At 64.1% G+C, this 22390-nt stretch carries 25 protein-coding genes; 11 read left to right on the plus strand and 14 right to left on the minus strand.

The window, feature by feature from the left end; all coding sequences use genetic code 11:
* The first annotated feature begins 73 nt into the window (after positions 1-73).
* Positions 74-2353, plus strand: a complete 2280-nt coding sequence (gene parC / locus ACSQ23_RS13770; protein ID WP_055997851.1) for a DNA topoisomerase IV subunit A — start codon at positions 74-76, stop codon at positions 2351-2353.
* Positions 2354-2369: 16 nt separating this feature from the next.
* On the plus strand, positions 2370-3296 hold the full coding sequence (locus tag ACSQ23_RS13775) for a hypothetical protein (RefSeq protein ID WP_436090956.1): 927 nt from the start codon (positions 2370-2372) through the stop codon (positions 3294-3296).
* Positions 3297-3298: 2 nt separating this feature from the next.
* Here ACSQ23_RS13775 and ACSQ23_RS13780 read toward each other — a convergent pair whose 3' ends face one another.
* Both ACSQ23_RS13780 and ACSQ23_RS13785 read right to left on the minus strand, forming a co-directional pair.
* Complete coding sequence (locus tag ACSQ23_RS13780) at positions 3299-4027, minus strand: arginyltransferase (protein ID WP_055878940.1); 729 nt, start codon at positions 4025-4027, stop codon at positions 3299-3301.
* Between the two features lie 123 nt (positions 4028-4150).
* A complete protein-coding gene (locus tag ACSQ23_RS13785; protein ID WP_436090957.1) occupies positions 4151-4642 on the minus strand; it encodes an RDD family protein in 492 nt (163 codons plus the stop codon).
* 135 nt (positions 4643-4777) lie between these two features.
* On the opposite strand from ACSQ23_RS13785, the gene ACSQ23_RS13790 reads away from it, so the two are divergent.
* A complete protein-coding gene (locus ACSQ23_RS13790) occupies positions 4778-5212 on the plus strand; it encodes a hypothetical protein (RefSeq protein WP_436090958.1) in 435 nt (144 codons plus the stop codon).
* On the opposite strand, the gene hemB is transcribed toward ACSQ23_RS13790, so the two are convergent.
* Entirely contained in the window at positions 5209-6222 is a 1014-nt protein-coding gene (gene hemB / locus ACSQ23_RS13795) for a porphobilinogen synthase (protein WP_436090959.1), read from the minus strand. The genes ACSQ23_RS13790 and hemB overlap by 4 nt on opposite strands.
* A 196-nt stretch (positions 6223-6418) precedes the next feature.
* Here hemB and ACSQ23_RS13800 point away from each other — a divergent pair, with 196 nt between their 5' ends.
* From ACSQ23_RS13800 to ACSQ23_RS13815, 4 genes are all read left to right on the plus strand, one after another.
* Positions 6419-6802, plus strand: a complete 384-nt coding sequence (locus tag ACSQ23_RS13800; protein WP_055878947.1) for a hypothetical protein — start codon at positions 6419-6421, stop codon at positions 6800-6802.
* Between the two features lie 291 nt (positions 6803-7093).
* Positions 7094-7603, plus strand: coding sequence for a transcriptional regulator LdtR (gene ldtR / locus ACSQ23_RS13805; protein ID WP_055997842.1), 510 nt, complete (start codon positions 7094-7096; stop codon positions 7601-7603).
* 280 nt (positions 7604-7883) lie between these two features.
* Positions 7884-9149 (plus strand): L,D-transpeptidase family protein, encoded by a 1266-nt coding sequence (locus ACSQ23_RS13810; protein ID WP_162247934.1) that lies wholly within the window; start codon positions 7884-7886, stop codon positions 9147-9149.
* 5 nt (positions 9150-9154) lie between these two features.
* Positions 9155-9409, plus strand: coding sequence for a DUF6898 family protein (locus tag ACSQ23_RS13815; RefSeq protein ID WP_055879867.1), 255 nt, complete (start codon positions 9155-9157; stop codon positions 9407-9409).
* A gap of 108 nt (positions 9410-9517) precedes the next feature.
* Here ACSQ23_RS13815 and ACSQ23_RS13820 read toward each other — a convergent pair whose 3' ends face one another.
* The 9 genes from ACSQ23_RS13820 to rpoZ form a co-directional block, all read right to left on the minus strand.
* On the minus strand, positions 9518-9985 hold the full coding sequence (locus ACSQ23_RS13820; RefSeq protein WP_055997836.1) for an SRPBCC family protein: 468 nt from the start codon (positions 9983-9985) through the stop codon (positions 9518-9520).
* Positions 9986-10029: 44 nt separating this feature from the next.
* The gene (gene recO, locus ACSQ23_RS13825; protein ID WP_436090960.1) at positions 10030-10752 is read right to left on the minus strand and encodes a DNA repair protein RecO; all 723 of its coding nucleotides are present in this window, start codon (positions 10750-10752) and stop codon (positions 10030-10032) included.
* A gap of 24 nt (positions 10753-10776) precedes the next feature.
* Positions 10777-11727 (minus strand): GTPase Era, encoded by a 951-nt coding sequence (gene era / locus ACSQ23_RS13830; RefSeq protein WP_156384584.1) that lies wholly within the window; start codon positions 11725-11727, stop codon positions 10777-10779.
* Positions 11724-12428, minus strand: a complete 705-nt coding sequence (rnc, locus tag ACSQ23_RS13835; protein WP_055878959.1) for a ribonuclease III — start codon at positions 12426-12428, stop codon at positions 11724-11726. Before rnc ends, era begins: the two co-directional genes overlap by 4 nt.
* Positions 12428-13192: a signal peptidase I gene (gene lepB / locus ACSQ23_RS13840; RefSeq protein ID WP_244488443.1), complete on the minus strand. Its 765-nt coding sequence runs from the start codon at positions 13190-13192 to the stop codon at positions 12428-12430. The genes rnc and lepB overlap by 1 nt, the downstream gene beginning before the upstream one ends.
* A gap of 30 nt (positions 13193-13222) precedes the next feature.
* Positions 13223-13642: a holo-ACP synthase gene (gene acpS, locus ACSQ23_RS13845; protein ID WP_055878965.1), complete on the minus strand. Its 420-nt coding sequence runs from the start codon at positions 13640-13642 to the stop codon at positions 13223-13225.
* A complete protein-coding gene (gene pyrE, locus ACSQ23_RS13850) occupies positions 13639-14223 on the minus strand; it encodes an orotate phosphoribosyltransferase (RefSeq protein ID WP_436090961.1) in 585 nt (194 codons plus the stop codon). The genes acpS and pyrE overlap by 4 nt, the downstream gene beginning before the upstream one ends.
* Positions 14220-16493 carry a RelA/SpoT family protein gene (locus ACSQ23_RS13855; protein ID WP_436090962.1) on the minus strand — a complete coding sequence of 758 codons (2274 nt, stop codon included), beginning with the start codon at positions 16491-16493 and terminating at the stop codon, positions 14220-14222. Before ACSQ23_RS13855 ends, pyrE begins: the two co-directional genes overlap by 4 nt.
* Positions 16494-16682: 189 nt before the next feature.
* Positions 16683-17051 (minus strand): DNA-directed RNA polymerase subunit omega, encoded by a 369-nt coding sequence (gene rpoZ / locus ACSQ23_RS13860; protein WP_055878973.1) that lies wholly within the window; start codon positions 17049-17051, stop codon positions 16683-16685.
* Between the two features lie 347 nt (positions 17052-17398).
* On the opposite strand from rpoZ, the gene ACSQ23_RS13865 reads away from it, so the two are divergent.
* From ACSQ23_RS13865 to ACSQ23_RS13880, 4 genes are all read left to right on the plus strand, one after another.
* Positions 17399-18010 (plus strand): LabA-like NYN domain-containing protein, encoded by a 612-nt coding sequence (locus ACSQ23_RS13865; protein ID WP_055878975.1) that lies wholly within the window; start codon positions 17399-17401, stop codon positions 18008-18010.
* Between the two features lie 120 nt (positions 18011-18130).
* Entirely contained in the window at positions 18131-18766 is a 636-nt protein-coding gene (locus ACSQ23_RS13870; protein ID WP_244488442.1) for a uracil-DNA glycosylase, read from the plus strand.
* Between the two features lie 120 nt (positions 18767-18886).
* Positions 18887-19756, plus strand: a complete 870-nt coding sequence (locus ACSQ23_RS13875) for a FecR family protein (protein ID WP_055878980.1) — start codon at positions 18887-18889, stop codon at positions 19754-19756.
* A gap of 134 nt (positions 19757-19890) precedes the next feature.
* Entirely contained in the window at positions 19891-20760 is an 870-nt protein-coding gene (locus ACSQ23_RS13880) for an alpha/beta hydrolase family protein (protein ID WP_436090963.1), read from the plus strand.
* 42 nt (positions 20761-20802) lie between these two features.
* Here ACSQ23_RS13880 and smpB read toward each other — a convergent pair whose 3' ends face one another.
* Together smpB and dapA are read right to left on the minus strand one after the other, a co-directional pair.
* On the minus strand, positions 20803-21267 hold the full coding sequence (gene smpB / locus ACSQ23_RS13885) for an SsrA-binding protein SmpB (RefSeq protein WP_055878984.1): 465 nt from the start codon (positions 21265-21267) through the stop codon (positions 20803-20805).
* A 100-nt stretch (positions 21268-21367) separates the two neighbouring features.
* Entirely contained in the window at positions 21368-22249 is an 882-nt protein-coding gene (gene dapA / locus ACSQ23_RS13890; RefSeq protein WP_436090964.1) for a 4-hydroxy-tetrahydrodipicolinate synthase, read from the minus strand.
* Between the last annotated feature and the right edge of the window lie 141 nt (positions 22250-22390).

A 22390-nucleotide genomic window follows, 5' to 3' on the forward strand; every position in this document is an offset into this window, starting at 1 on the left:
GCCTTGCTGCACCCCCGGTTTGAGGCCCCAATCGCTATAGTGCGAAAATGATTCGCATGACTGAGACCACCCGATGAGCGACGATCCGGACACCGTTCCGCCCGATGGCGATAACCAGCGGGTCGTAGATCTCCGCGAGGCGCTCGAGGAGCGCTACCTCTCCTACGCCCTTTCCACCATCACCCAGCGCGCCCTGCCCGATGCCCGCGACGGCCTGAAGCCGGTGCACCGCCGGATCCTGCACGCCATGCGGCTGCTGCGGCTCGACCCGGGCGGCGCCTACAAGAAGTCGGCCAAGGTGGTCGGCGACGTGATCGGTAGCTTCCATCCGCACGGCGACCAGTCGATCTATGACGCCATGGTCCGCCTGGCGCAGGATTTTGCCATGCGCTACCCGTTGGTCGACGGCCAGGGGAATTTTGGCAATATCGATGGCGACGGGGCGGCGGCTTACCGTTACACGGAAGCGCGCATGACCGAGGTGGCCTCTCGGCTGCTCGAGGGCCTGGGCGAGAACGCGGTCGACTTCAAGCCGACCTATGACGGCGCCACCGAGGAACCCTCGGTGCTGCCGGCGAACTTCCCCAACCTTTTGGCCAACGGCTCGACCGGCATCGCCGTCGGCATGGCCACGTCGATCCCGCCGCACAACGTCGATGAAATCTGCGACGCGGCGCTGCACCTGATCAACAATGGCCGCGACGGCACCACCACCGCCGATCTGATGCACTACATTCCCGGTCCGGATTTTCCGACCGGCGGCATCCTGGTGGAAAGTCAGAGCTCGATCCTCAATTCCTACGAGACCGGCCGCGGTTCGTTCCGCCTGCGCGCCCGCTGGGAGCGCGAAGACAAGGGGCGCGGCGTCTACCAGATCGTCGTCACCGAGATCCCCTATGGGGTGCAGAAGTCCAAGCTGGTCGAGAAGATCGCGGAGCTCTTGCTCAACAAGAAGCTGCCGCTGCTCAAGGACATCCGCGACGAGAGCGCCGACGACGTCCGCCTCGTCATCGAGCCGCGCGCCGGCACGGTCGACCCGGCTATCCTGATGGAGCAGCTGTTCAAGCTGAGCGACCTCGAGCAGCGCATCTCGCTCAACATGAACGTCCTCGACCGCGGGGTCGTGCCGCGGGTGATGAGCCTCAAGGAGGCGATCGTCGCCTGGCTCGAGCACCGCAAGGACGTGCTGGTGCGCCGCACCAATAACCGGCTGGCCGAGATCGCCCGCCGGCTCGAAGTGCTCGACGGCTATATCGTCGCCTATCTCAACCTCGATGAGGTGATCCGCATCATCCGCGAGGAGGATGACGCCAAGGCCTCGCTGATGGCGACCTTCAGCCTCAGCGATGTGCAGGCCGAAGCGATCCTCAATATGCGGCTGCGCTCGCTGCGCAAGCTCGAGGAAATCGAGCTGCGTACCGAACACAAGACGCTCAGCGAGGAGCAGGCGCATCTCAACGCCCTCATCGCGTCCGACAAGAAGCAGTGGGGTGAGATCGCGAGGCAAATCGGCGAGCTGAAGAAGGCCTACCCCAAATTCGAGAAGGACGGTGTCACCCGCCACCCGCGTTGGGGCCGCAAGACCGACTTCTCCGAGGCGATGGATATCGACCACGAGGAAGTGGCGACGCAGATGATCGAGCGCGAGCCGATCACCGTGATCCTCTCCGAAAAGGGCTGGATCCGCTCGATGCGCGGCCACACCACCGAGATCGATGACAAGGGCTTCAAAACCGGCGATCGGCTGAAGCTGTTCCTCCACGCCCAGACCACCGACAAGCTGCTGCTGCTCTCCACTGGCGGCAAGGTGTTCACGCTGGCCGGCGATCGCCTGCCGGGCGGCCGCAGCCAGGGCGAGCCGGTGCGGCTGATGGTCGATATCGAGGAAGGCCAGGACCTGGTCGATCTCTTCGTCTACCGGCCGGGCCGCAAGCGGGTTATCGCCTCGCGCAAGGGCGACGGTTTCGTCGTCGCCGAGGACGAGCTGATCGCCAATACCCGGAAGGGCAAGCAGGTGCTCAACGTCGGCGATACCGAGGAAGCGCGGCTGATCGCGCCGCTCGAAGGCGACATGCTCGCGGTGATCGGCGAGAACCGCAAAATGCTGGTGTTCCCGCTCGACCAGTTGCCCGAGATGGGCAGGGGTAAGGGCGTCCGCTTGCAGAAATACAAGGACGGCGGCCTCTCGGATCTGAAGACCTTCCCCTCCGGCGTCGGGCTCACCTGGACCGACTCCTCCGGGCGCAACTATACCAAGACAATGACTGAGCTGACCGAATGGCTGGGCGATCGCGCCTCGGCCGGTCGTCAGCCGCCGACGGGCTTCCCAAGAAACAACAGGTTTGTCGGTTAGCGACGGACTTCCGGATTTGACTGAAGCGAAAACCGAAACCAACGGCGCACGACGCGACTGCGTTGTGTTCGTGACCCATATCTGGACGTCGGAAGTCGCCGAGCACTACGCGCGGCTGAAGCGTGAGGCGGGCACGGTGCTCGACGTCTTCCTCGCCTATCAGCACAACGAGGGAGAACTCGGCACGCCCGCGCCGGTGCAGGCGGATTTCGTAGTCCGCATGGCCGACAGCGCCAGGCATTTCCCGCTTCGCTACCAGGAATTCCTGCAGCACCCTACTCCCTGGGGCTATGTCGACCTGGTCTGGATCACGGCGTTTCTCGACCCCAGGCTGGCGGCTTACGACCGCTTCTGGCTGGTCGAGTACGACGTCGACTTCTCGGGCGACTGGGCTGACTTCTTCAGGCCTGCGGCGGGCTACGAGGGTGATCTGCTGACAACCCGCATTCATCCGCTGAGCGCCGAGCCGAGCTACTATTTCGCGCCGATCTATCGGCAGCCCGCGCACGCGATCGCAGATCCGCTGATCGTGTTCATGCCGATCTCACGCCTGTCGCGACGGTTGCTGGAGCACTACTGCGGGATGCTGCTGCAGCCGGGCTGGCACGGCCACTTCGAGATGCTGCTGCCTTCGATGGCGCGGGCGGATGGCTTCTCCATCGCCGAGATTGGCGGCCATGATACCCAGACGCCCAGGGAACGCTGGGGCCATCACTACGACGGTAGTCATCTCGATATGCACACAATGGGCACCACGCACGCCTATCGGCCACCGCGCGGATTCCGCTATTTCGTCAGGGCGCCGCAGCAGTTCCGCCAGCGGAACCGCATCTACCACCCGATCAAGGTGGGGTTGTCGCTGCGCCGACGGCTGCACATGCGGTACCTGCCACAACTGAAGAAGCTGCGGGCCTTCTCGCGCTGGTTGCGGGGAAAGGGCTGAGGCTACTCGAGGCGGCGCCAGCCCAGCGGGCCACGCTGCACTTCGAGCGGACGGAACTGGCCCTTGTAAGCCATCTTCGGCGAGTCCTTCACCCAGTAGCCGAGATAGACATAGGTGAGCGCGGCGAGCTTCACCTGCTCGATGTGGTCGAGGATCAGGAGGTTCCCGAGCCCGCGCTTGTCGAGCAGCGGGTCGTAGAAGCTGTAGACCATCGACAGCCCATCCGGCATGACGTCGGTGAGCGCGACGGCCACCAGCGGGCGCTGCGGGTGCGAGGTGAGCCGGTACTCGACCACCACGGTCTGCACCGGGGTATCCTCGACCATGTACTCGTAGTCGACAAAACTCATCTGCGTCATGCCGCCGCCGGCATGGCGAGCATCGAGGTAGCGCTTGAACAGCGCGAACTGCTCGGCGGTGGCGCGCGGCTGGCAAACCTCGACGGCGATGTCGGCATTGGCCTTGCGGATGCGCCGGTAGCGCGCCGACGGCACGAATTCCTGCGCCACGATGCGCACCGACTGGCAGGCCGAGCAGCCGTCGCAGGCCGGCCGGTAGATCAGGTTCTGGCTGCGGCGGAAGCCGTTGTCGCTCAACAGGTGGTGGAGCGAAGCGGCCCGACGACCGGTCAGGTGGGTGAAGAGCTTACGCTCCTGACGACCCGGCAGATACGGACACGGCATAGCCGCGGTAAGGAAGAGCTGGGTGTTCTCGGGCGTCTGATCGGTCATCGTCGTCCTTCGAGCGATGCTCAGAGGATAGACGCGACCCGATGGGCCGGCAATGGCCCATCATGTCTCAGCGCACCGTGATCAGTACCTCTGGATCAGTACCTCTGGATCAGTGCCTCTGGATCAGGCCGAGTGCATGCCGCCGGACCGCCAGAACCGCTGCATCGGCGAACGGCGCAGCATCAAGGTGCCCACTACGAGATCGTGCAGCATTTGCTGGCGCGGCGTGAACAGCGCGAAAAGGATCGAGAACGGCCAGGAAATCCACACCGTCACCCAGAACAGGATCGGGTGGATGAGGATGCTCCAGCCGTTGAGCGGCGTGCCGCGCACCGGCGTCAGCACGATATCCATCATCTGCATGCCGACGGTGGCCCGCATCGGCGAGCCGAGCGTCGCCGCATAGTAGCCGAGGATCGCCAGCGGAATGATGACCGGCAAGGCCAGCAGGCCGAGCCCCAACGTCACGATGCCGAAAATGCCACCGACCAGCAGCGCGGCGATGGTGATGAAGGTGATGATCACGCAGTCGATCAGCCACGCCGCAGCGCGGCGCAGCAACACGCCCTCGAACAGTTCCGGCGCGTTGGACGGGTCGGGAAGATGGTCGCTCATGGTGTTGCCCTGGTTCATGAGGGAAAAGATGGGGACCATGAGGTCCCACACAAGTGGGGACACGAAAAATCCCCTGGCCAGCGGCCGAGCGTGACGCCAGTCTGGTCCGGGGCCTGTCCGTCCGGGCAGGCGATCGTGGGCATCGACATGCTTGATCTGAGCCGTTCCAGCATCGCCATCCCGCCCCATCTGAGGGACGTGCGCTACAATGCCAGCCATTTTCCAGGCGCCCCCGGCGTGCTTGGGGTCGAGGGCGGCGCGAACTGCCAGCAATACGCCTACGCCGTGCTCCGCCATCACGGCTTCGTCCTGCCCGACCTGCGGTCCGACGCGTTGTGGCTGGATCGGGACTACACAGCTGAAGCCGAGCGAATGGCGCCGTTCGACCTGGTGCTCGTTCACGACAATCCCGACAGCTGGGGCGCGCATGTCGGACTGTGCGTCGGAGCCGACGTCGTCCTGCACCTCTCGCGGAGGATCGGTGTCCCCGCCATCGAGACGCTCGGGGACCTGCAGCAGCGGGAGACGTACCGATATCTGATCGGCTGCAAGCGTCCGCTGCGCCGTTAGGCGTTGAGCAGGCGAGCCGCCTCGAGGGCGAAGTAGGTCAGCACGCCGTCGCACCCTGCCCGCTTGAAGGCCACGAGGCTTTCCAGCATGGCGCCCTCGCCATTGATCGCCCCAGCCTCCGCCGCAAAGCGGATCATCGCGTACTCGCCCGATACCTGGTAGGCGAACAGCGGCACGTCGAAGGCGTCGCTGACGCGCTGCACGATATCGAGATAGGGCAGTCCCGGCTTCACCATCACCATGTCGGCGCCCTCGGCGATATCCTGCGCCACTTCGCGCATCGCCTCGTCCGAATTGGCATAGTCGAGCTGGTAGGTGCGCTTGTCGCCAATGAGCCGGCTGCCCGAGCCCACCGCCTCGCGGAACGGGCCGTAATAGACCGAGGCGAACTTGGCCGAGTAGGCCATGATGGCGACATGGTCAAAACCCTCGGCATCGAGCGCCCGGCGGATGGCGGCAACGCGGCCATCCATCATATCGGACGGGGCGATGATGTCGGCCCCTGCCCTCGCCTGCATCAGCGCGGCCTTGACCATTGCCTCGACCGTCTCGTCGTTGAGGATCTCGCCGTCGCGGACCAGCCCGTCCTGGCCGTCGGACGAGTACTCGTCGAGCGCCACGTCGGTGATCAGCCCGATATCGACGCCGGCGTCGCGGATGGCGCGCAGCGCCTGCGCCGTCAGGTTGTCCGGGTTCCAGGCTTCGCTGCCGTCGGCATTGCGCCGGTCGTCCTGGGTATTGGGGAACAGCGCCAGCGCCGGGATGCCCTCGGCGGCGGCCGCCCTGGCCGCTTCAACCACGAGATCGACGCTCAACCGTTCGACGCCGGGGAGCGTGCGGATGGCGGTGCGCTCGTTCTGCCCCTCGATGATGAAGAGCGGCCAGATCAGGTCGTGCGGCGTGAGCACGGTCTCGCGCACCATGTTGCGCATCCAGCCGGCGCGGCGCAGCCGACGTTGCCGCCGCCCGCCGAGAAAGCTCATGTCGTGCTTGGGCCAGTTCGTGCTCATCAGGCGCTCCATCAGGGCATCCCGCCATTCGTCAAACGGCGAGACGCCCTCATTTTTTGTTTGTCACGCTCTCGAACCGGAAAAGTCTGCAACTTTTCCTGAGAACGCTCCGGACCGCGGCGCTTCTATCAGGCACGGCGGTCCTGCGCCAAGGCTTGCGCTTGTCGCACCATCCCATCCGCGCTATCCACGCCGGATGGATTTCAAGAGCGAACTCGCCGGGCGCTATCTGAGGATCATCGCGATCATCGCGTTGCTGCTCGGCCTTGCCGATGCGTCCCGCCTGCTCGGGGTCTCCTCCGGCGCCGTCAGCCCGATCGCCCAGCTCGGCCCCACTGGCTTTGCCTTCCTCACCGTGTTCTGCCTCGCCCGGCTGTTCGCCGCGGTGGGCTTGTGGATCCGCGCCAGCTGGGGCGCCGTGCTGCTGGTTGGCGCCACCCTCGTCGAGCTGGCGCTCTACCTGGGCGGAGTGCCCGGCGCCGAGATGGGGGCCTTTGGTTTCGCCCTCAGGCTGCTGCTGGTCGGCGGCATCGCGGTGCTGTTCTTCCTCAGCTTCCGGCTGCGCCGCGCCCACGACTAGGGCCTAAAGCGCGTCGCGATCTCTGGGAATCGCTCGTGCGCTTTAGCCATTTTTCTGCGCATGTCTTTGTCCCGAAACCAGTACCCACTTTCGGGAGACATGCTGCGGTAACGGACGATTCAGGTTACAATTTTCTGACCTGCGGTTACCTCTCGTAAAGCCAAATTCCTGAACTTTTTCCGTAAGATAGTTTTAAGTCTACGGCTTAAGGCCATCTTATTTGGGCCCCCGTAGTTTGGGGCCTATGAGACGCGAAGAAATCGCGCAAGACGACAGGACAGTGAGGCAACAATGGCAATCAAATCCAACGCCGCAGAGGCAATGGTTCCGGAAGAAGCTCTCGGGCTGAAGCCGCTCTACCTCGAAGCCGTCAGCCGTGTCGAACGGCTCCATCGCCGGCTGCTCGACCTGATCAAGGACGAGTTCGACCGGATGGGCTGGGACGATATCAACCCCGTCCAGGCGCTGCTGATGTTCAACATCGGCGATGCCGAGATGACCGCCGGCGAGCTGCGCTCGCGTGGCTACTATCTCGGCTCGAACGTCTCGTACAATCTCAAGAAGCTGGTCGAGACCGGTTATATCTTCCAGGAGCGTTCGCGTTCCGACCGCCGCTCGGTCCGCATCCGCCTCACCCCCAAGGGCGAGGAAGTGGCCGAGGTGATCGACGAACTCTACGATCGTCACCTCAAGTCGATCGAAAAGGTCGGCGGCCTCAACGGCGAGACGTTTGAAGGCCTCAACAAGGCGCTGGGCCGCCTGGAGCGCTTCTGGGTCGACCAGATCCTCTACAAGCTCTGACCTCGGGCAGAGCCCGCTCTGCCTGGGCCCAAATCGACCAGTGTGGCATCCTTGCCACAGCGGATTCAGCAAACGCCGGCCTTAAGCCGGCGTTTCTTATTTATGCCCAGAATTCGGCTATGCATCGAAGCAATTGCAGGCTGATCCCTCGTCACTGCAAGTCCCTTGGTTTTGTGCGTTCAGACGGCCGGCAGTTCACACCTGCTTGACCACGTTGGAGGCATACTGGGGCCGATGCTATGAGGGACAACCTCTCGGAATGGCGACTTTGGGTGACTTGATGCGGTTGAATCGACGGAACCTCCTGACCTCCATGGCGGCGATGGGCGCCGGCCTTGCGATGCCGGCCATCGTCAGGGCGGAGGAAGACAACTTCTGGGACGCGCTTAACAAAGATAAGCGGATCAAGAACGTCGATCAGGAAGGCAACACCGCCACCGCCAAGAGCCTGGTCGATACGATCGAGCCGATCCTCAGCTACGACACCTCGTACAACCTACAGCTGGCAATCCAGAACTATGAAGCGTTCATCGCCGCCAATGGCAGCTGGGAAGCGCCGACGCGAGAGACCTTCGGGCTGAAGCTGGGCGAGTCGCGCCGGGCCGCTGCGCTGTTGAAGCGCCGCCTGATGATCAACGGCGACATGCCGCTCGAAAAGCGCGTCAACGACGAGTTCGATGCCGGGCTCGATGCCGCGGTGCGCCTGTTCCAGGCCCGCCACGGCCTCGTCATCAACGGCGCCGTGGACGAAGCGACGTTCTACGCATTGTCGGTGCCGGCGGATTACCGCCTCAACCAGCTTCGCCTCAATGCGCAGCGCATCGACCAGTGGGCCTCGGCGCTTTCCGATCGCTATGTCGCGGTGAATATTCCGGCGGCGGTTGTCGAGGCGGTTGAGGGCGCGCAGGTGGTGCAGCGCCATAACTCGGTGGTGGGCAAGGTCGACCGCGCCACGCCGATCCTCAACTCCAAGATCTTCCAGGTGAAGTTCAATCCTTACTGGACGGTGCCCAAGAGCATCATCGAGAAGGACATGATCAAGTACATGAACGAGGATCCGGAATACCTGACCAAGTTCCGCATCCGCATCTTCGACGGCAAGGGCAACGAGATCCCGCCGACGGCCATCAACTGGCAGACCACCGAGGCGGTGAAGTACACCTTCCGGCAGGATCCGGGCGGCGAGAACTCGATGGGTCACTGCAAGATCGATTTCTACAACAAGTACGACGTCTACATGCACGACACGCCGCAGAAGGCGCTGTTCGGCGAGAACGCCCGCTTCCACTCCTCGGGCTGCATGCGCTGCGAGAACATCGAAGAGCTGGTGGCTTGGCTGCTGCGCGACAATGGCGGCGGCTGGACCCCCGAAAGCGTCATGGCCGCATGGGAGCAAGGCATGCGCGAGGACATCAAGCTCGACGTGCAGATCCCGATCCACACCACCTACATCACTGCCTGGGCCAACCGGCAGGGCACGGTGAGCTTCCGCGACGACGTCTATCAGTTCGACGCGCAGGGCATCGTCAACTTCGGCGAAGGCTGATCACGATGGCCGGACCCGACAATCGTCCGTCCGGCCAACAGCCTTCCGGGCATAGAGTCCTCTTCGAGTTCACGCAACTCGGCCAGCAAATGCGCGTCGCCGCGATCGACGAGGCGACCGGCACTGAAGTGGTGGTGATCACACCGCTGACCGCCAGCCGCTTCCAGATGCAATCGCTGGCGCTGGGCAAACTCCGCCGCCGGCTCGGCATCGAGGAGCCGCCCCCGCCGCCCGGGCCGAAGCCGGCGAAGTACGCTTAGCTCTATTCTCGGCCCGTGCACTGCCGCGTCCCCACCCACGGTGTCACCCCGGCGAAGGCCGGGGCCCATCCTGAGATGCCGGCCGTAAGATAAGGGGGCCACCCACCCCTACTGCCCCTCTACATACCTCGCCAGATTCTCCAGCGACGACCTCAACCCCGTATCGTGATCTTCCTTGTTGATGCCGGGCGGCACGTCTTCGGAGAGGATGATGACGCGGGTGCCGCCATCGGCGGGTTCGAGGTCCCAGACCATGCGCATGGTACCGGCGAAGGCCGGATCATCGCTCCTGAAGCGCACCAGTTGCACCACGCGATGACCAGGGACCAGTTCGGCGAATTCCGACTCCACCATGTCGGTATCCTCGGTGGTCTTGCCGGGGCCGGGAACGCTGTAATGCAGCGCCATGCGGAAAGCGCCGCCAGGGCGCGGTTCGAACTCCAGCATTTCGCCGGTCATCCCCTCGGGTGGCAGCCAGGCCAGCAGCGCGTCGCGATCGACGAACGCCCGGTAGATCGCCTCGGGCGGCGCGGCGATGATCCGCGACGCGGTGTCGATGCGCAGGTGCTCGGTCATGGCGGTTCTCCTTGAGACAGGCAACGCGCGAGGTGCGCCGTGGATCAATCGGCTGGCTTCGACACCAGCTCGATGAAGGTTTCGCGGATCGCCGGCGGTTCGAGCTGGCGCGCCAGCCAGACATGCATATCGAGGAAATGCCCGGTCAGCGTGAAGGCGGCGCCGACATCCTCCGCTGTCGGATCGGCGCTGCTGATCAGGAATGGTGGCAGCCGCAGCAGCCGTGGCAGGTAGGGCTCGGCGGCGGCGCGACTGACGGCCCGGCCGGATTTCGGCGAGACATGGGTCAGGTCGCGCGTCGTGCCGGTCGCGGCGCAGCTCGACAGATCAAGACCGAAGCCCAGCTCATCGAGCAGGATCAGCTCGAAGCGTACCACCGAGGCGCCGAGTTCGAGCACCGACCCCTCCTGGTCGAGGATGCGGATGGCAAGGCCGAGCAGGCGATCATGCGGATCGCGCTCCGGCAGCAGCCGCAGGTGTTCGCAGACGATCTGACTAGCATAGAGTTTTACCCGGTCGGCGATCAGCCCGGCGGCGCGCGCCTCGAGCAGCTCGAGCGTGAAGGTGCCGAGGTGCTCTTCCAGCCGGGCGCGCCAGCTGACCTGCACCGAATTGCCGGGCTGCAGCGTCGCCGCGAGCTTCGATGAACGGCCACCGCGGATCAACCCGAGATGCCGCCCCCTGCCCTCGACCATCACCTCGGCGATGACGCTCGACTCGCCGTGACGGCGAACGCCGACAATCAGCCCTTCACCGTCCCACTGCATGGACCGTCGCGCCGCGGTGCGCCCTCACTTCTGGTGCGGGTACTCCAGCCCCATTTCGCGATAGCGCTCGGGATCGTCGCCCCATTTCTCGCGGACCTTGACGAAGATGAACAGGTGCACCGGCACCTCGAAGATCTCCATCAACTCCTTGCGCGCTTCAGCGCCGATCGACTTGATGGTCTGCCCGCCGGCGCCCAGGACGATTTTTTTGTGCGTGTCGCGGGTGACATAGATCACCTGGTCGATGCGATACGAGCCATCCTTGTTGATGGTGAACTTCTCGCCCTCGACCGTGGCGTTGTAGGGGATCTCGTCGTGGACACGGAGGAACAGCTTCTCGCGCGTCACCTCGGCGGCGGTGATCTGCAGGGTGAGGTCGGTGAGCTGATCCTCGGGGAAGTGCCAGGGGCCGAGCGGAATGCGCTTCAACGCCCAGTTGAGCAGGTCCTGTACGCCGCTGCCAGTCAGCGCGGAGATCATGAAGGTCTGTTCGAAGCGCAGGCGTCCGTTGAGAGCCTCGGACAGCTTCAGCAGCTTTTCCGGCTTGATCAGGTCGACCTTGTTGAGCACCAGCACCTTGGGGTGCGGGACGTTCCCCAGCCCCTCGAGCAACGCCTCGATTTCCGGGGTGACGCCGCGCTCGGCATCGACGATCAGGGCGACGAGGTCCGCATCGCCCGCACCGGTCCAGGCAGCCTCGACCATGGCGCGGTCGAGCCGGCGCTTGGGCGCGAAGATGCCCGGCGTGTCGATGAAGACGATCTGGCCATCACCCTCGGTCACCACGCCACGGATCATCGAGCGCGTCGTCTGCGCCTTGTGGGTGACGATCGAAACCTTGGTGCCCACCAGCGAGTTGAGCAGCGTCGACTTGCCGGCGTTCGGCGCGCCCACCAGCGCGACGAAGCCGCAGCGGGTGTTTTCGCCGGCCACCGGCAGCTCGGCTGCCTCGGGCATTTCGTTCTTGTCGGTCATATCGTGTCGCGCCAGACTTTCTCTCGGATCAGGAAAGCCTCGGCGGCCTTGTGCTCAGCCAGCTTTTTGGAGGGGCCGGTGGCGGTGATGGCGGGGAAATCGCCGAGCCGCACGGCAATGGTGAATTCCGGCGCGTGATCGGGGCCGGTGCGCTCGACTTCGGCATAGAGCGGCGGCTCGAGGCCCCTGCCCTGCGCCCATTCCTGCAGCGTGGTCTTGGGGTCGGCGCGGACATGCCCGGCGTGGTCGAGCTGCTCGCCGAACAGCCGCTCGACGATCTCGTAGGCCTGGCCCAGCCCGCCATCGCAGAAGACGGCGCCGATCACCGCTTCGGCGATGTCGCCGAGGATGGCATCCTTGTTGGCGCCGCCGGTGCGCGCCTCGCTGTCGCCGAGATTCATCTCCGAACCGAGGTCGAGCTGCCGAGCGATGGCGGCGCAGGTTTCCTTGCGCACCAGGGTGTTCAGCGAGCGCGACAGCTCGCCTTCGTTGGCCTTGGGCATCCGGCGATACAGCATGTCGGCCACGACGAGGCCGAGCACGCGATCGCCGAGGAACTCGAGCCGCTGATAGGAGCGCTCGATGCGCTTGCCTGGGGAAACGGCGCTGGAGTGAGTCAGCGCCCGATCGAGCAGGTCGGGGTCGGCAAAGCGATAGCCCAGACGAGCTTCGAGCTTTTCGTGCGAGCGTCCCTTCGCCATCAGTTCACGGACTGGAACATCCGGTCCCAACGCACGTTGGCCGGCCATTCCCACAGCTGCCACGGCGGCAGATTGTTCTTGATCGAGAAGAACCGCGCCTCGGCCTTGCCGATCAGATTATCGAGCGGCACGTAACCCACCTGGCTCAGCACGCGGCTGTCGGCGGACCGGTCGCGGTTGTCGCCCATCATGAAGAAGTGGCCCGCGGGAACGACGTACTCGGCTGTGTTGTCGAGCTGCTCGTTGTCGGAGATCTCCTGGATGGTGTGCGTGACGCCGTTGGGCAGCGTCTCGGTGTAGACGGTCACCGGCACGGTGGTCATGTAGCTGTCGGTATCGGTCGCCGTACCGGTCTGCTGGCGCTCGACCATGGTGCCGTTGATGTAGAGGCGCCCCTCTTTCATCTGGATGCGATCGCCCGGCATGCCGATGACGCGCTTGATGTAATCTTCGTTGGTGATTTCGTTGCGGAACACCGCGACATCGCCGCGCTTCGGCTCACTGCCGAAAATGCGGCCGTTGAACGGCAGCGCGATCGGGAACGAGTATTTGCCAAAACCCCAGGTCCACTTGTTGGCGATGAAATAGTCGCCGATCATCAGCGTCTGCTGCATCGAGGCGGTGGGGATCGAGAACGGCTGGTAGAGGAACGTCCGGAAGATCAGGGCGATCGCCAGCGCCTCGATGATCACGATGATCGTCTCGAGCAGCTCGTTCTTCTTCTTGCCGGCCTTGGCTTCGGCTTTCGACATGGACTGGCTCATTTCTCGCCTCTACCCCTGGGGGTCAAGTGGTTATGGGAGGGCCGCCGCCTGGTCAACCGGCAGCGCCTCGATAATGACGAACGCCTGGGCCATGCCGCCGTCGTCGGTAATGGTCAGGTGGATATGTGGCTTGTGGCCGGCCGGAACAAGCCGCTCCAGCATGCGGGCAGCGCCATTGGTCAACTTCATGGTCGGCTTGCCCGAAGGGAGGTTTACGACGCCCATGTCGCGCCAATAAACGCCGAAACTAAGGCCGGTTCCCAGCGCTTTCGAGCAGGCTTCCTTGGCGGCGAAACGCTTGGCATAGGAGGCCGCGCGCTGGGCCCGGCGATCCGATTTCTGCCGTTCGAGCTCGGTGAAGATCCGATGCGTGAAGCGATCGCCATAACGCTCCAGGGTCTTTTCGACCCGCTTGATATCGCACAGGTCGTTACCGAGACCGATAATCATGAGAGCCCCCTCGATCCCGGCTTGATCGCCGGGATAGCCGCAAGCTCGGGCGGCAAGGCGTCGGCCGGATAGGCCGGCACCTTGTACTCGACCAGCGAAACCAGCGGCACGCCGACGTCCGCCTCGCCGGCGGAGCGGTCGATCAGGCACGCCGCGGCGACGACATCCGCGCCGGTCTTCCTGATCGCCTCGATGCACTCGCGGATCGAGATACCGGTCGAAACGATATCCTCGACGATGATGACCTTCTCGCCGGGCGCGAGCTCGAAGCCGCGGCGCAGCTCGAACTTACCCTCGACCCGCTCGGTGTAGATCGCCGGCACACCCAGGTGCCGCGCCGTCTCGTAGCCCGGAATGATCCCACCCACTGCCGGGGAGACGATCTGGCTCACATCGCCATAGCCTTCGGCGCGGATCTTCTCCGCCAGGGCGCGGCAGAGCTTTTCCGCCTTGGCCGGGTGCATGAACACCTTGGCCTTCTGCAAAAAAATCGGCGAGCGCAGGCCGGAGGAGAGGATGAAATGTCCCTCGAGCAGCGCGCCGCTCTCACGGAACAGGTCCAGTACTTCGTCAGTGGTCACGCGGGCTCCTCTTGCCGTTCGGGCGCAGTCCATTCCAGCCGGTCGAGCGCCCGGGCCTCGGCGACCGTGGCGCGCTGCACATCCGAGATCCCGGCCGCCAGCTTCAGCGAGTTCAGCACGTCGGTGAGCTGGGCGAGATCACGGACCTCGATCTGGAAGATGAACCGATGAAAATCGGGCGATTCCATGCGCATCACCAGATTATGGATGTTGGCCTCGCAGGCGGCAATCACCGTGGAAATCTGGGCCAGCGAACCCGGCTTGTTCTGGGCCTGCATCGAGATGACGCAGGGATGATCGCGGTCCTCGCGGCCGGCCACGTCCCAGCGCACGTCGATCCAGGCGACGTCGCTGTCATAGAGCTCGGACAGCGCGTCAGAATGAATTGGGTAGATGATGATCGGGGTGTCCGGCGTCATGATGCCGACCAGCCGGTCGCCCGGCACCACGCCCTCGGGCGACACCTCGACCCGGGTATTGAAATCGAGCTGGGTCAGCGCCGCCTTGGCCTTTGGACCGGAGCGCGGGTTGCCCGGCACGCGGAAGCGGAATTCGTCGGTCGCCTTCAGCGCGAACCAGCCCTCGGCCTTGTCGGGTACCGGCAGGTCGATCTTCTTGCGCCGCCGCTTGATGCCCTTGACCTCCATCACCTGGGTGTCGAGGTCCTCGCCGCTGATCTTGCCTTCGCCCAGCGCGATCAGCAGTTCGCGCTTGCCCGGCTGCCCCAGCCCCTCGGCGAGCAGCTTGAACTCGGCATCGTCGAGCCCGGAGCCTTCGCGCTCGAGCAGAATCGAAACCATGTGCTCGCCGAGCGCATAGGCGCGGGCTTGCGCCTGCAGCCGCACCGCACGGCGAATGGCGGCGCGGGCCTTGCCGGTTGCGGCGATGGTCTCCCAGTTCGAGGGCGGCAGGTGGTTCTGGTCGCGGATGATCTCGACTTCGTCGCCGGAGCGCAGCTGGGTGACCAACGGCACGATCTGCCCATTGATCTTGGCGCCCACACAGGTGTCGCCGATGTCGGTGTGGAGCGCATAGGCGAAGTCGATCGGCGTCGCGCCGCGCGGCAAGGCGATGAGCCGGCCGCGTGGGGTGAAGCAGAACACCTGGTCCTGGAACAGCTCGAGCTTGGTGTACTCGAGAAAATCCTCGGTCGAGGAGCCGGCGGTCAGGTGGCTGATGGTCGAGCGCAACCAGACGAAGGCCTTGCTCTCGTTCTCGATCTTGTGGATGTCGGTGGCCCCCTCCTTGTAGAGGGCGTGCGCGGCGATGCCGAGCTCGGCGATGCGGTGCATCTCCTCGGTGCGGATCTGCAATTCGGCGCGCTGCCGCCCGACCCCGACTATGGTGGTGTGGATCGAGCGATAGTCGTTGTGCTTGGGGACCGAGATGTAGTCCTTGAACCGCCCGGGCACGACCTTCCAGTTGGTATGGACGATCCCCAGCGCCCGGTAGCAATCGGCGACGCTCGGCACGATCACCCGGAAGCCGATCATGTCCGAGAGCTGCTCGAGGGCGATTTGCTTCCGCTCAATCTTGGTGAAGATCGACCAGGGCGATTTCACCCGCGCCGAAACCCGCGCGTCGATGCCGTCGCCTTTCAGTTTCTCGCTGAGTTCGGTCTTGATGGTCTTGATGGTGTCGGCGAACTCCGACTTCATCTCGTCGAGCCGGTCAGTGATCGCCTTGTAGTGGTCCGGCTGCAGCACCCGGAACGCCAGGTCTTCGAGCTCCTGACGCATGTCCTGCATGCCCATGCGGCCGGCCAGCGGCGCATAGATATCCATCGTCTCGGTGGCGATGCGCTTGCGCTTGTTCTCGGGCATGAAGTCGAGCGTGCGCATATTGTGCAGCCGGTCGGCGAGCTTGACCAGCAGCACCCGGACGTCGGCCGAGATGGCGAGCAGGAGTTTTCTGAGATTCTCCGCCTGCGCTTCTTCGCGGGTCACCAGCTGCAGCCGGTCGATCTTGGTCAGCCCGTCGACAATGGCGCCGATCTCCGGCCCGAACAGCTGGTCGATTTCGGCGCGCGTCGCGTCGGTATCCTCGATGGTGTCGTGCAACAGCGCCACCGCGATCGAGGCGTCATCGAGCTTCAAATCGGTGAGGATGGCGGCGACTTCGAGCGGGTGGGCAAAGTACGGGTCGCCCGAGGCGCGCTTCTGCGTGCCGTGCTTCTGCATGGCATAGACATAGGCCTTGTTGAGCAGTGCCTCGTCGGTATTCGGGTTGTAGGCCTGCACCCGTTCGACGAGTTCGTACTGACGCATCATAGGGTTACCGCACTCTCCTACGCGGCCCCGCCTCGGCGGCTCACGTCTCTTCGGCGCGAGGTTGCCCGGAAACGTCCAACGACCTTTCCTGATCTCGCCCGACCGACGATGCAAACAAAAAAGCGCCGGGCGGAAACGCCCGACGCCTCAAGACTATATATGCGAGATCAACCGCCGATCAATCGGAGCTTAGTCGTCCCGGCGCTCCGGCGGAGCCAGGGATTCGATACCGCGCAGCAGTTCGTCTTCGCTGATGGTGTCGAAGGTGTCGCTGTCTTCGTCGGCGTTGGCATCGAGCAGCGGAGCGGCGTGCTTTTCGGGCTCGTCGACCTCGACGTATTTCTGCAGCGAGTGAATCAGGTCCTCGCGCAGGTCTTCGGGGGAGATGGTGCCATCGCCAATTTCGCGCAGCGCCACGACCGGGTTCTTGTCGTTGTCGCGATCGACGGTGATGGACGAACCAGCCGAGATCATGCGAGCGCGGTGCGCTGACATCAGCACGAGGTCGAAACGGTTCTCAACCTTCTCAATGCAGTCTTCGACGGTGACGCGGGCCACGTACGTCTCCAGGTTGTTGTGGGATCAAGCGGCCCTCATACACGACCGGGTCGGTGGGCACAAGGTTTTCAGTCTCGGGACACAACAGCGTGTTTTTACCACAGGGATATGACGCCTACGCAGTTTTTGTTTCGTGTGACGGAACAATGGTTTGGGCCGCGGGGGCGAATCCCGACCGAGTGGCTCCGAATTTATGGGGATTGCAAATTCCCGGGATTAAGCGCGTATTCCGAACTTAGGGAGCGGACCACGCCTTAAATGGGCTACCCTTCGATCCTAGCGGTAAGCCAACGATAGTTTATGCCGGGCAGCCTGAGAGGCCGGCCGCCCCGGTCAGGAGAACAGGCATGTCAATTGATCCGCGCGAGAAGATAGTTCTCTTCATCGATGGCGCGAATCTCTATGCGACCAGCAAGGCCATCGGCGTCGACATCGACTATCGCCGGCTGCTCGCAGAGTTTCAGTCCAAGTCGTACTTGCTGCGCGCCTACTACTACACCGCCCTGGTCGAGGACCAGGAATACTCCTCGATCCGGCCCCTGATCGATTGGCTCGACTATAACGGCTTCACCGTCGTTACCAAGCCCGCCAAGGAGTTCACCGACGCTTCCGGACGCCGGAAGATCAAGGGCAATATGGATATCGAGCTCACCGTCGATGCCCTCGAGATGAGCCAGTACTACGATCACCTGGTGCTGTTCTCCGGCGACGGCGATTTCACCGCGCTGGTGGCGGCGCTGCAGCGCAAGGGCAAGCGCGTCACGGTCGTCTCGACGCTCACCACGCCGACTCCGATGATCGCCGACGACCTGCGCCGGCAGGCGGACTTCTTCATGGACGTCGCTGATCTCGCCAAGATCGTCGGCCGTACCCCGCCGGTCGACCGCACATCGCCGCAGGTGGAACGAAGCGCGCCGGTTGACCGCACCATGGCGACCGTGGACCCTAAGGGAAGCTGAGTCCCCCAGCATTTCTCGTTTATCGAGACGAGAAATGCTGGAATCGCTTGATTGTCGCGCGTTCGAACCGGAAAAGTCTGCAACTTTTCCTGAACGCCGCTCCAGCCCTGACGGTTGCGATTGCCTGAGACCAACCCGCCGCACGATTGCCCGCGCTGCCCTCGCCTCGTGGCGTTCCGCCACGACAACCAGCGCGCCTATCCGGACTACTTCAACGGGCCGGTGCCCACCTGGGGCGACGAACACCCCGGGCTGATGATCGTCGGCCTTGCGCCAGGCTTGAAGGGGGCCAACCGCACCGGCCGGCCGTTCACCGGCGATTATGCCGGCGACCTGCTCTACGCCACGCTCGAAAAGTTCGGTCTCGCCACGGGGCACTACCAGCAGCGGCCGGATGATGGGCTCGAGTTGCAGGACGTGCTGATCGCCAATGCGGTGCGGTGCGTTCCGCCGCAGAACAAGCCGACCGGCGACGAGATCAAGACCTGCCGGCCCTTCCTCGGCGCGGCTATCGCGCATCACCGTCCCCGTGCCTTCCTGGCGCTCGGTCGCATCGCGCACGATTCGCTGCTGACGACGCTGGGCGAGAAACGCTCGAAATTCGCCTTCGGCCACGGCGTCGAGCACCAGCTTTCGAGCGGCGCAACGCTGTTCGATAGCTACCACTGCTCGCGCTACAACACGAACACGGGCGTGTTGACCACTGCGATGTTCGAGGACGTCGTGGGGCGTGCGGCGCGGGCGATTACCGCGTAGACGCCGCATCCTGCCAAGAGCAACGGCGCCGCCGTCTGTCGTGCTCACGAAATCGACAGTTGAACTCGCACGTAAACAAAGTCTTAATACGCGAACAGACAGGGACTGAGGTCCACGGTCATGCCGCGTCTTGGGATTTTCTTCGCACTGCTGGTCGCACTGCTGACGGCGGATGCCAAGGCAGCGGATTCACTTGGCCAGGTCGCCGAGGTCCGGCCGGAAGCGACGGGCGGTTTCGGTCAGGCGCGGGTCAGCCTGCTCAAGGGTTCCGAGCTGCGCGAAGGCGAGACCGTGGTCACCGGCCTCAATGGCGAGGTGCAGGTTGTGTTCTCCGACCAGACCCGCCTCGTTATCGGCCGTGGCTCGAGCCTCGTGATCGAGCGCTACCTGATGCGCAATGATGGGACGCCGGAGAAGTTCGCGATCAACGCGCTGGCCGGCACCTTCCGCTTCATCACCGGTAACGGCGACAAGAACGCCTACAGGATCGCCACGCCCACCGGCACGATCGGCATCCGCGGCACCGAGTTCGATTTCACTGTCGAGGGGCGGACGGGGCAGACCAACGTCGTGCTGTTCCACGGCGCGGTCATCCTCTGCCCGGTAAGGGGAAAGTGCGTGACGCTCAGCGAGCGCTGCGGCGTGGCGCAACTGGTCTCAAAGCGCGAGGCCGACATCGTGACGCGCGAGGCCGAGCGGCTCAAGGTGGCCGGCGCCTTCCCCTATGTCGCCTCGCAGTCGCGGTTGCTTCGCGACTTCCGCGTAACCCGCCCTGCGCAATGCATCGCGCCGGTGCAGATCGAGCGCGAGACGGCTCAGCGCCTCGCCGTGACCGATCCACCGCCCATCGTTCCAGTGCCGCTGTCGCCACCGCCGCCTCCCCCGACCGAGGCGAAGGGCAATAATGGCCTTGGTAATGGCGGGGAAGGCGATGAGGGCCCAACCGAACAGGGCAACCCCGGCAAAGGCAAGGGCAAGGACAAGCCCTGAAGGCGGATGCGATTGAGCGCTGGAGTGGGCCAAGGTCGCCGTTGACACTCCGGGAGAGCCGGTGACACGCTCGTCAGTCGGATTTTTCTCAGTACCTTCAAAGGGAAGCGCCTATGCAAGTCGTGAAGACCGGAATGACGATGTTGATTGCCTCGTTCGCCCTTGTGGCCGCAACGATGGCGCAGGCGGAGACGGTGAGCGAGGTCACCGTGATGAACGGTGCCCGCGCCGTCCCTGCCACCGTTGTCGTACCGGATGGCGCGGGGCCCTTCCCCGCAGTGGTGATGAATCACGGCCACGGCGGCGGCCGGCAGGAAGGCGGCGGCTTCACCCGCCTGGCCAGGGCGCTGGCCGATGCTGGCATCCTCACGATCCGCATGGATTTCCCCGGCAGCGGCGACAGCAAGGAGCCGTTCACCGAGGGCTACCTCAGCAACATGATCTCGGACTCGAACGCCAGCCTCGCCTACCTGCTGCAGAACTTCCCGGCCGATCCTGCTCGCCTCGGCATCCTTGGCTACAGCATGGGCGGCCGCATCGCACTGACCGTCGGCCAGACCGAAGGCAATCCATACAAGGCGATGGGCCTGCTCGCCCCATCAGCCAATCCGGGCAAGGATCTGCTGCTGTTCTTCGCGGGCGGATCGGAAGCCGAGTACGAGCGGCTCTATGCCGAAGCTTCCAGCGACGAGGGCTATGCCGATTACACGACGATGTTCGGGCAGCAGCAGAAGCTGAGCAAGCAGTGGTTCGACGAATTGCTGGCTTCCAAGCCGCTCGAAGCCATCAGCGCCTACAAGGGCGCTATGCTGGTGGTGCATGGCGACAAAGACGTGGTGATCAAGCCGGCCGAGAACGAAGCCGTCATCGCCGCCTACCCCGCCGCCTCGATCGTGCTCGTCCCCGAAGCCGACCACGGCTACGGCTTCTACAGCGATCAGCCTGAGGTCAGTGCACTGGTCGAGGGCTCGTTCGCAAAGTTCTTCAGCGAAGCGCTGAAATAGCGCCCAATGACAGAGGCGGCGCGTGGTTCGGGCTAATCGGCCCTACCCGCGCCCGCCTTCTTTCATGATCCGGGATTTGTCGCGGTTCCAGTCGCGGTTGCGCTCGGTTTCGCGCTTGTCGAAACTCTTCTTGCCCTTGCCGACGCCGATGAGCAGCTTGGCTCGGCCCTGCTCGTTGAAATAGAGCTTCATCGGCACGATGGTGTTGCCGGCACGCTCGACGTCCTGGCTGAGGCGCGCCAGTTCCTTCTTTTTGACCAACAGCTTACGCGGGCGCTTCTCTTCATGGTTGAAGCGGTTGGCCTGCAGGTATTCCGGAATATGCGCGTTGATCAGCCACAGTTCGCCACGTTCCGGCGAGGCATAGGCCTCGGTGATCTGGGCCTTGCCGGTGCGCAGCGATTTCACCTCGGTGCCGGTCAGAACGATGCCGGCCTCGAGCGTGTCGATGATCTCGTAATCGTACCGGGCCCGGCGGTTCTCCGCGATCGGGCCGGTGACGATCATCGCCGGTTTGTTGGGTGTCTTAGCCATGATCTTCCGAGCCAATAGCGAGTGGCGAACAGGAGCAGCCGCATTGGCCACTCCCAACTCGCTGCTCGCTCACTTAGTTGGGCAGCAGGCCCGCATGCGACAAGGCCGCGTCGATGGCCTTCTCGTTGTCCTTGGACACCGGCACCACCGGCAGGCGGAACTCGTTGCGGCAGAGCCCGAGCCTCGCGGCGGCGTATTTGACGCCGCCGGGATTGTTCTCGAGGAACAGCGCCTTGTGCAGCGGGAACAGCTTATCCTGCAGGGCCAGCGCTTCGGCGAAATTGCCCTGCTGGCAGGCGTTCTGGAACAGGGCGCTGAGACGCGGCGCGACGTTGGAGGTTACGGAAATACAACCGTGACCGCCGTGAGCGTTGAAGCCGAGCGCCGTCACATCCTCGCCCGAGAGCAGAACGAAGTCGGCGCCCAGTCGCATTCGCTGCGCGCTGGCCCGCTCCATGTTGGCCGTCGCATCCTTGACGCCGAGGATGTTCGGATGCGCCTCCTTGAGGCGCACGATGGTGTCGACCGAGAGGTCGACCACGGTGCGGCCCGGGACGGAATAGAGGAGGATCGGCAGCGCCGTCGCCGAAGCCACGGCGGAGAAGTGCTGGAACATCCCCTCCTGGGTCGGCTTGTTGTAGTAGGGCACCACCGACAGCACGGCGTCGGCGCCGACTTCTTCGGCAAAGCGCGCCAGCGATACCGCCTCAGCAGTCGAGTTCGAACCGGCCCCGGCGATCACCGGCACGCGCCTGGCAGTCACCTCGACGCAGATTTCGATGACGCGGCGGTGCTCTTCGTGGCTGACCGTCGGGCTTTCGCCGGTGGTGCCGACCGGCACCAGCCCGTGCGAGCCCTCGTTGATCTGCCAATCGACGAAGTTGCTGAAGGCTTTCTCATCCAGCGCCCCGTTCGCGAACGGAGTGATGAGCGCTGTGATCGAACCTCGCAACATTTCGGGTCAGTTCCTCGTCGTATGGGCGCCGCCCCTTGGCGGTCGCGGCTGTGGTTGGTGGGCCGTATGGCCAAAATGTGGCCACATCCCGATCATCGGGGGGCCATAGTCGCGCACCATAGTTTCTCTCGTGCGGCGCGA

Source organism: Devosia sp. LjRoot16 (genome assembly GCF_964252795.1).
GTDB lineage: Bacteria > Pseudomonadota > Alphaproteobacteria > Rhizobiales > Devosiaceae > Devosia_A.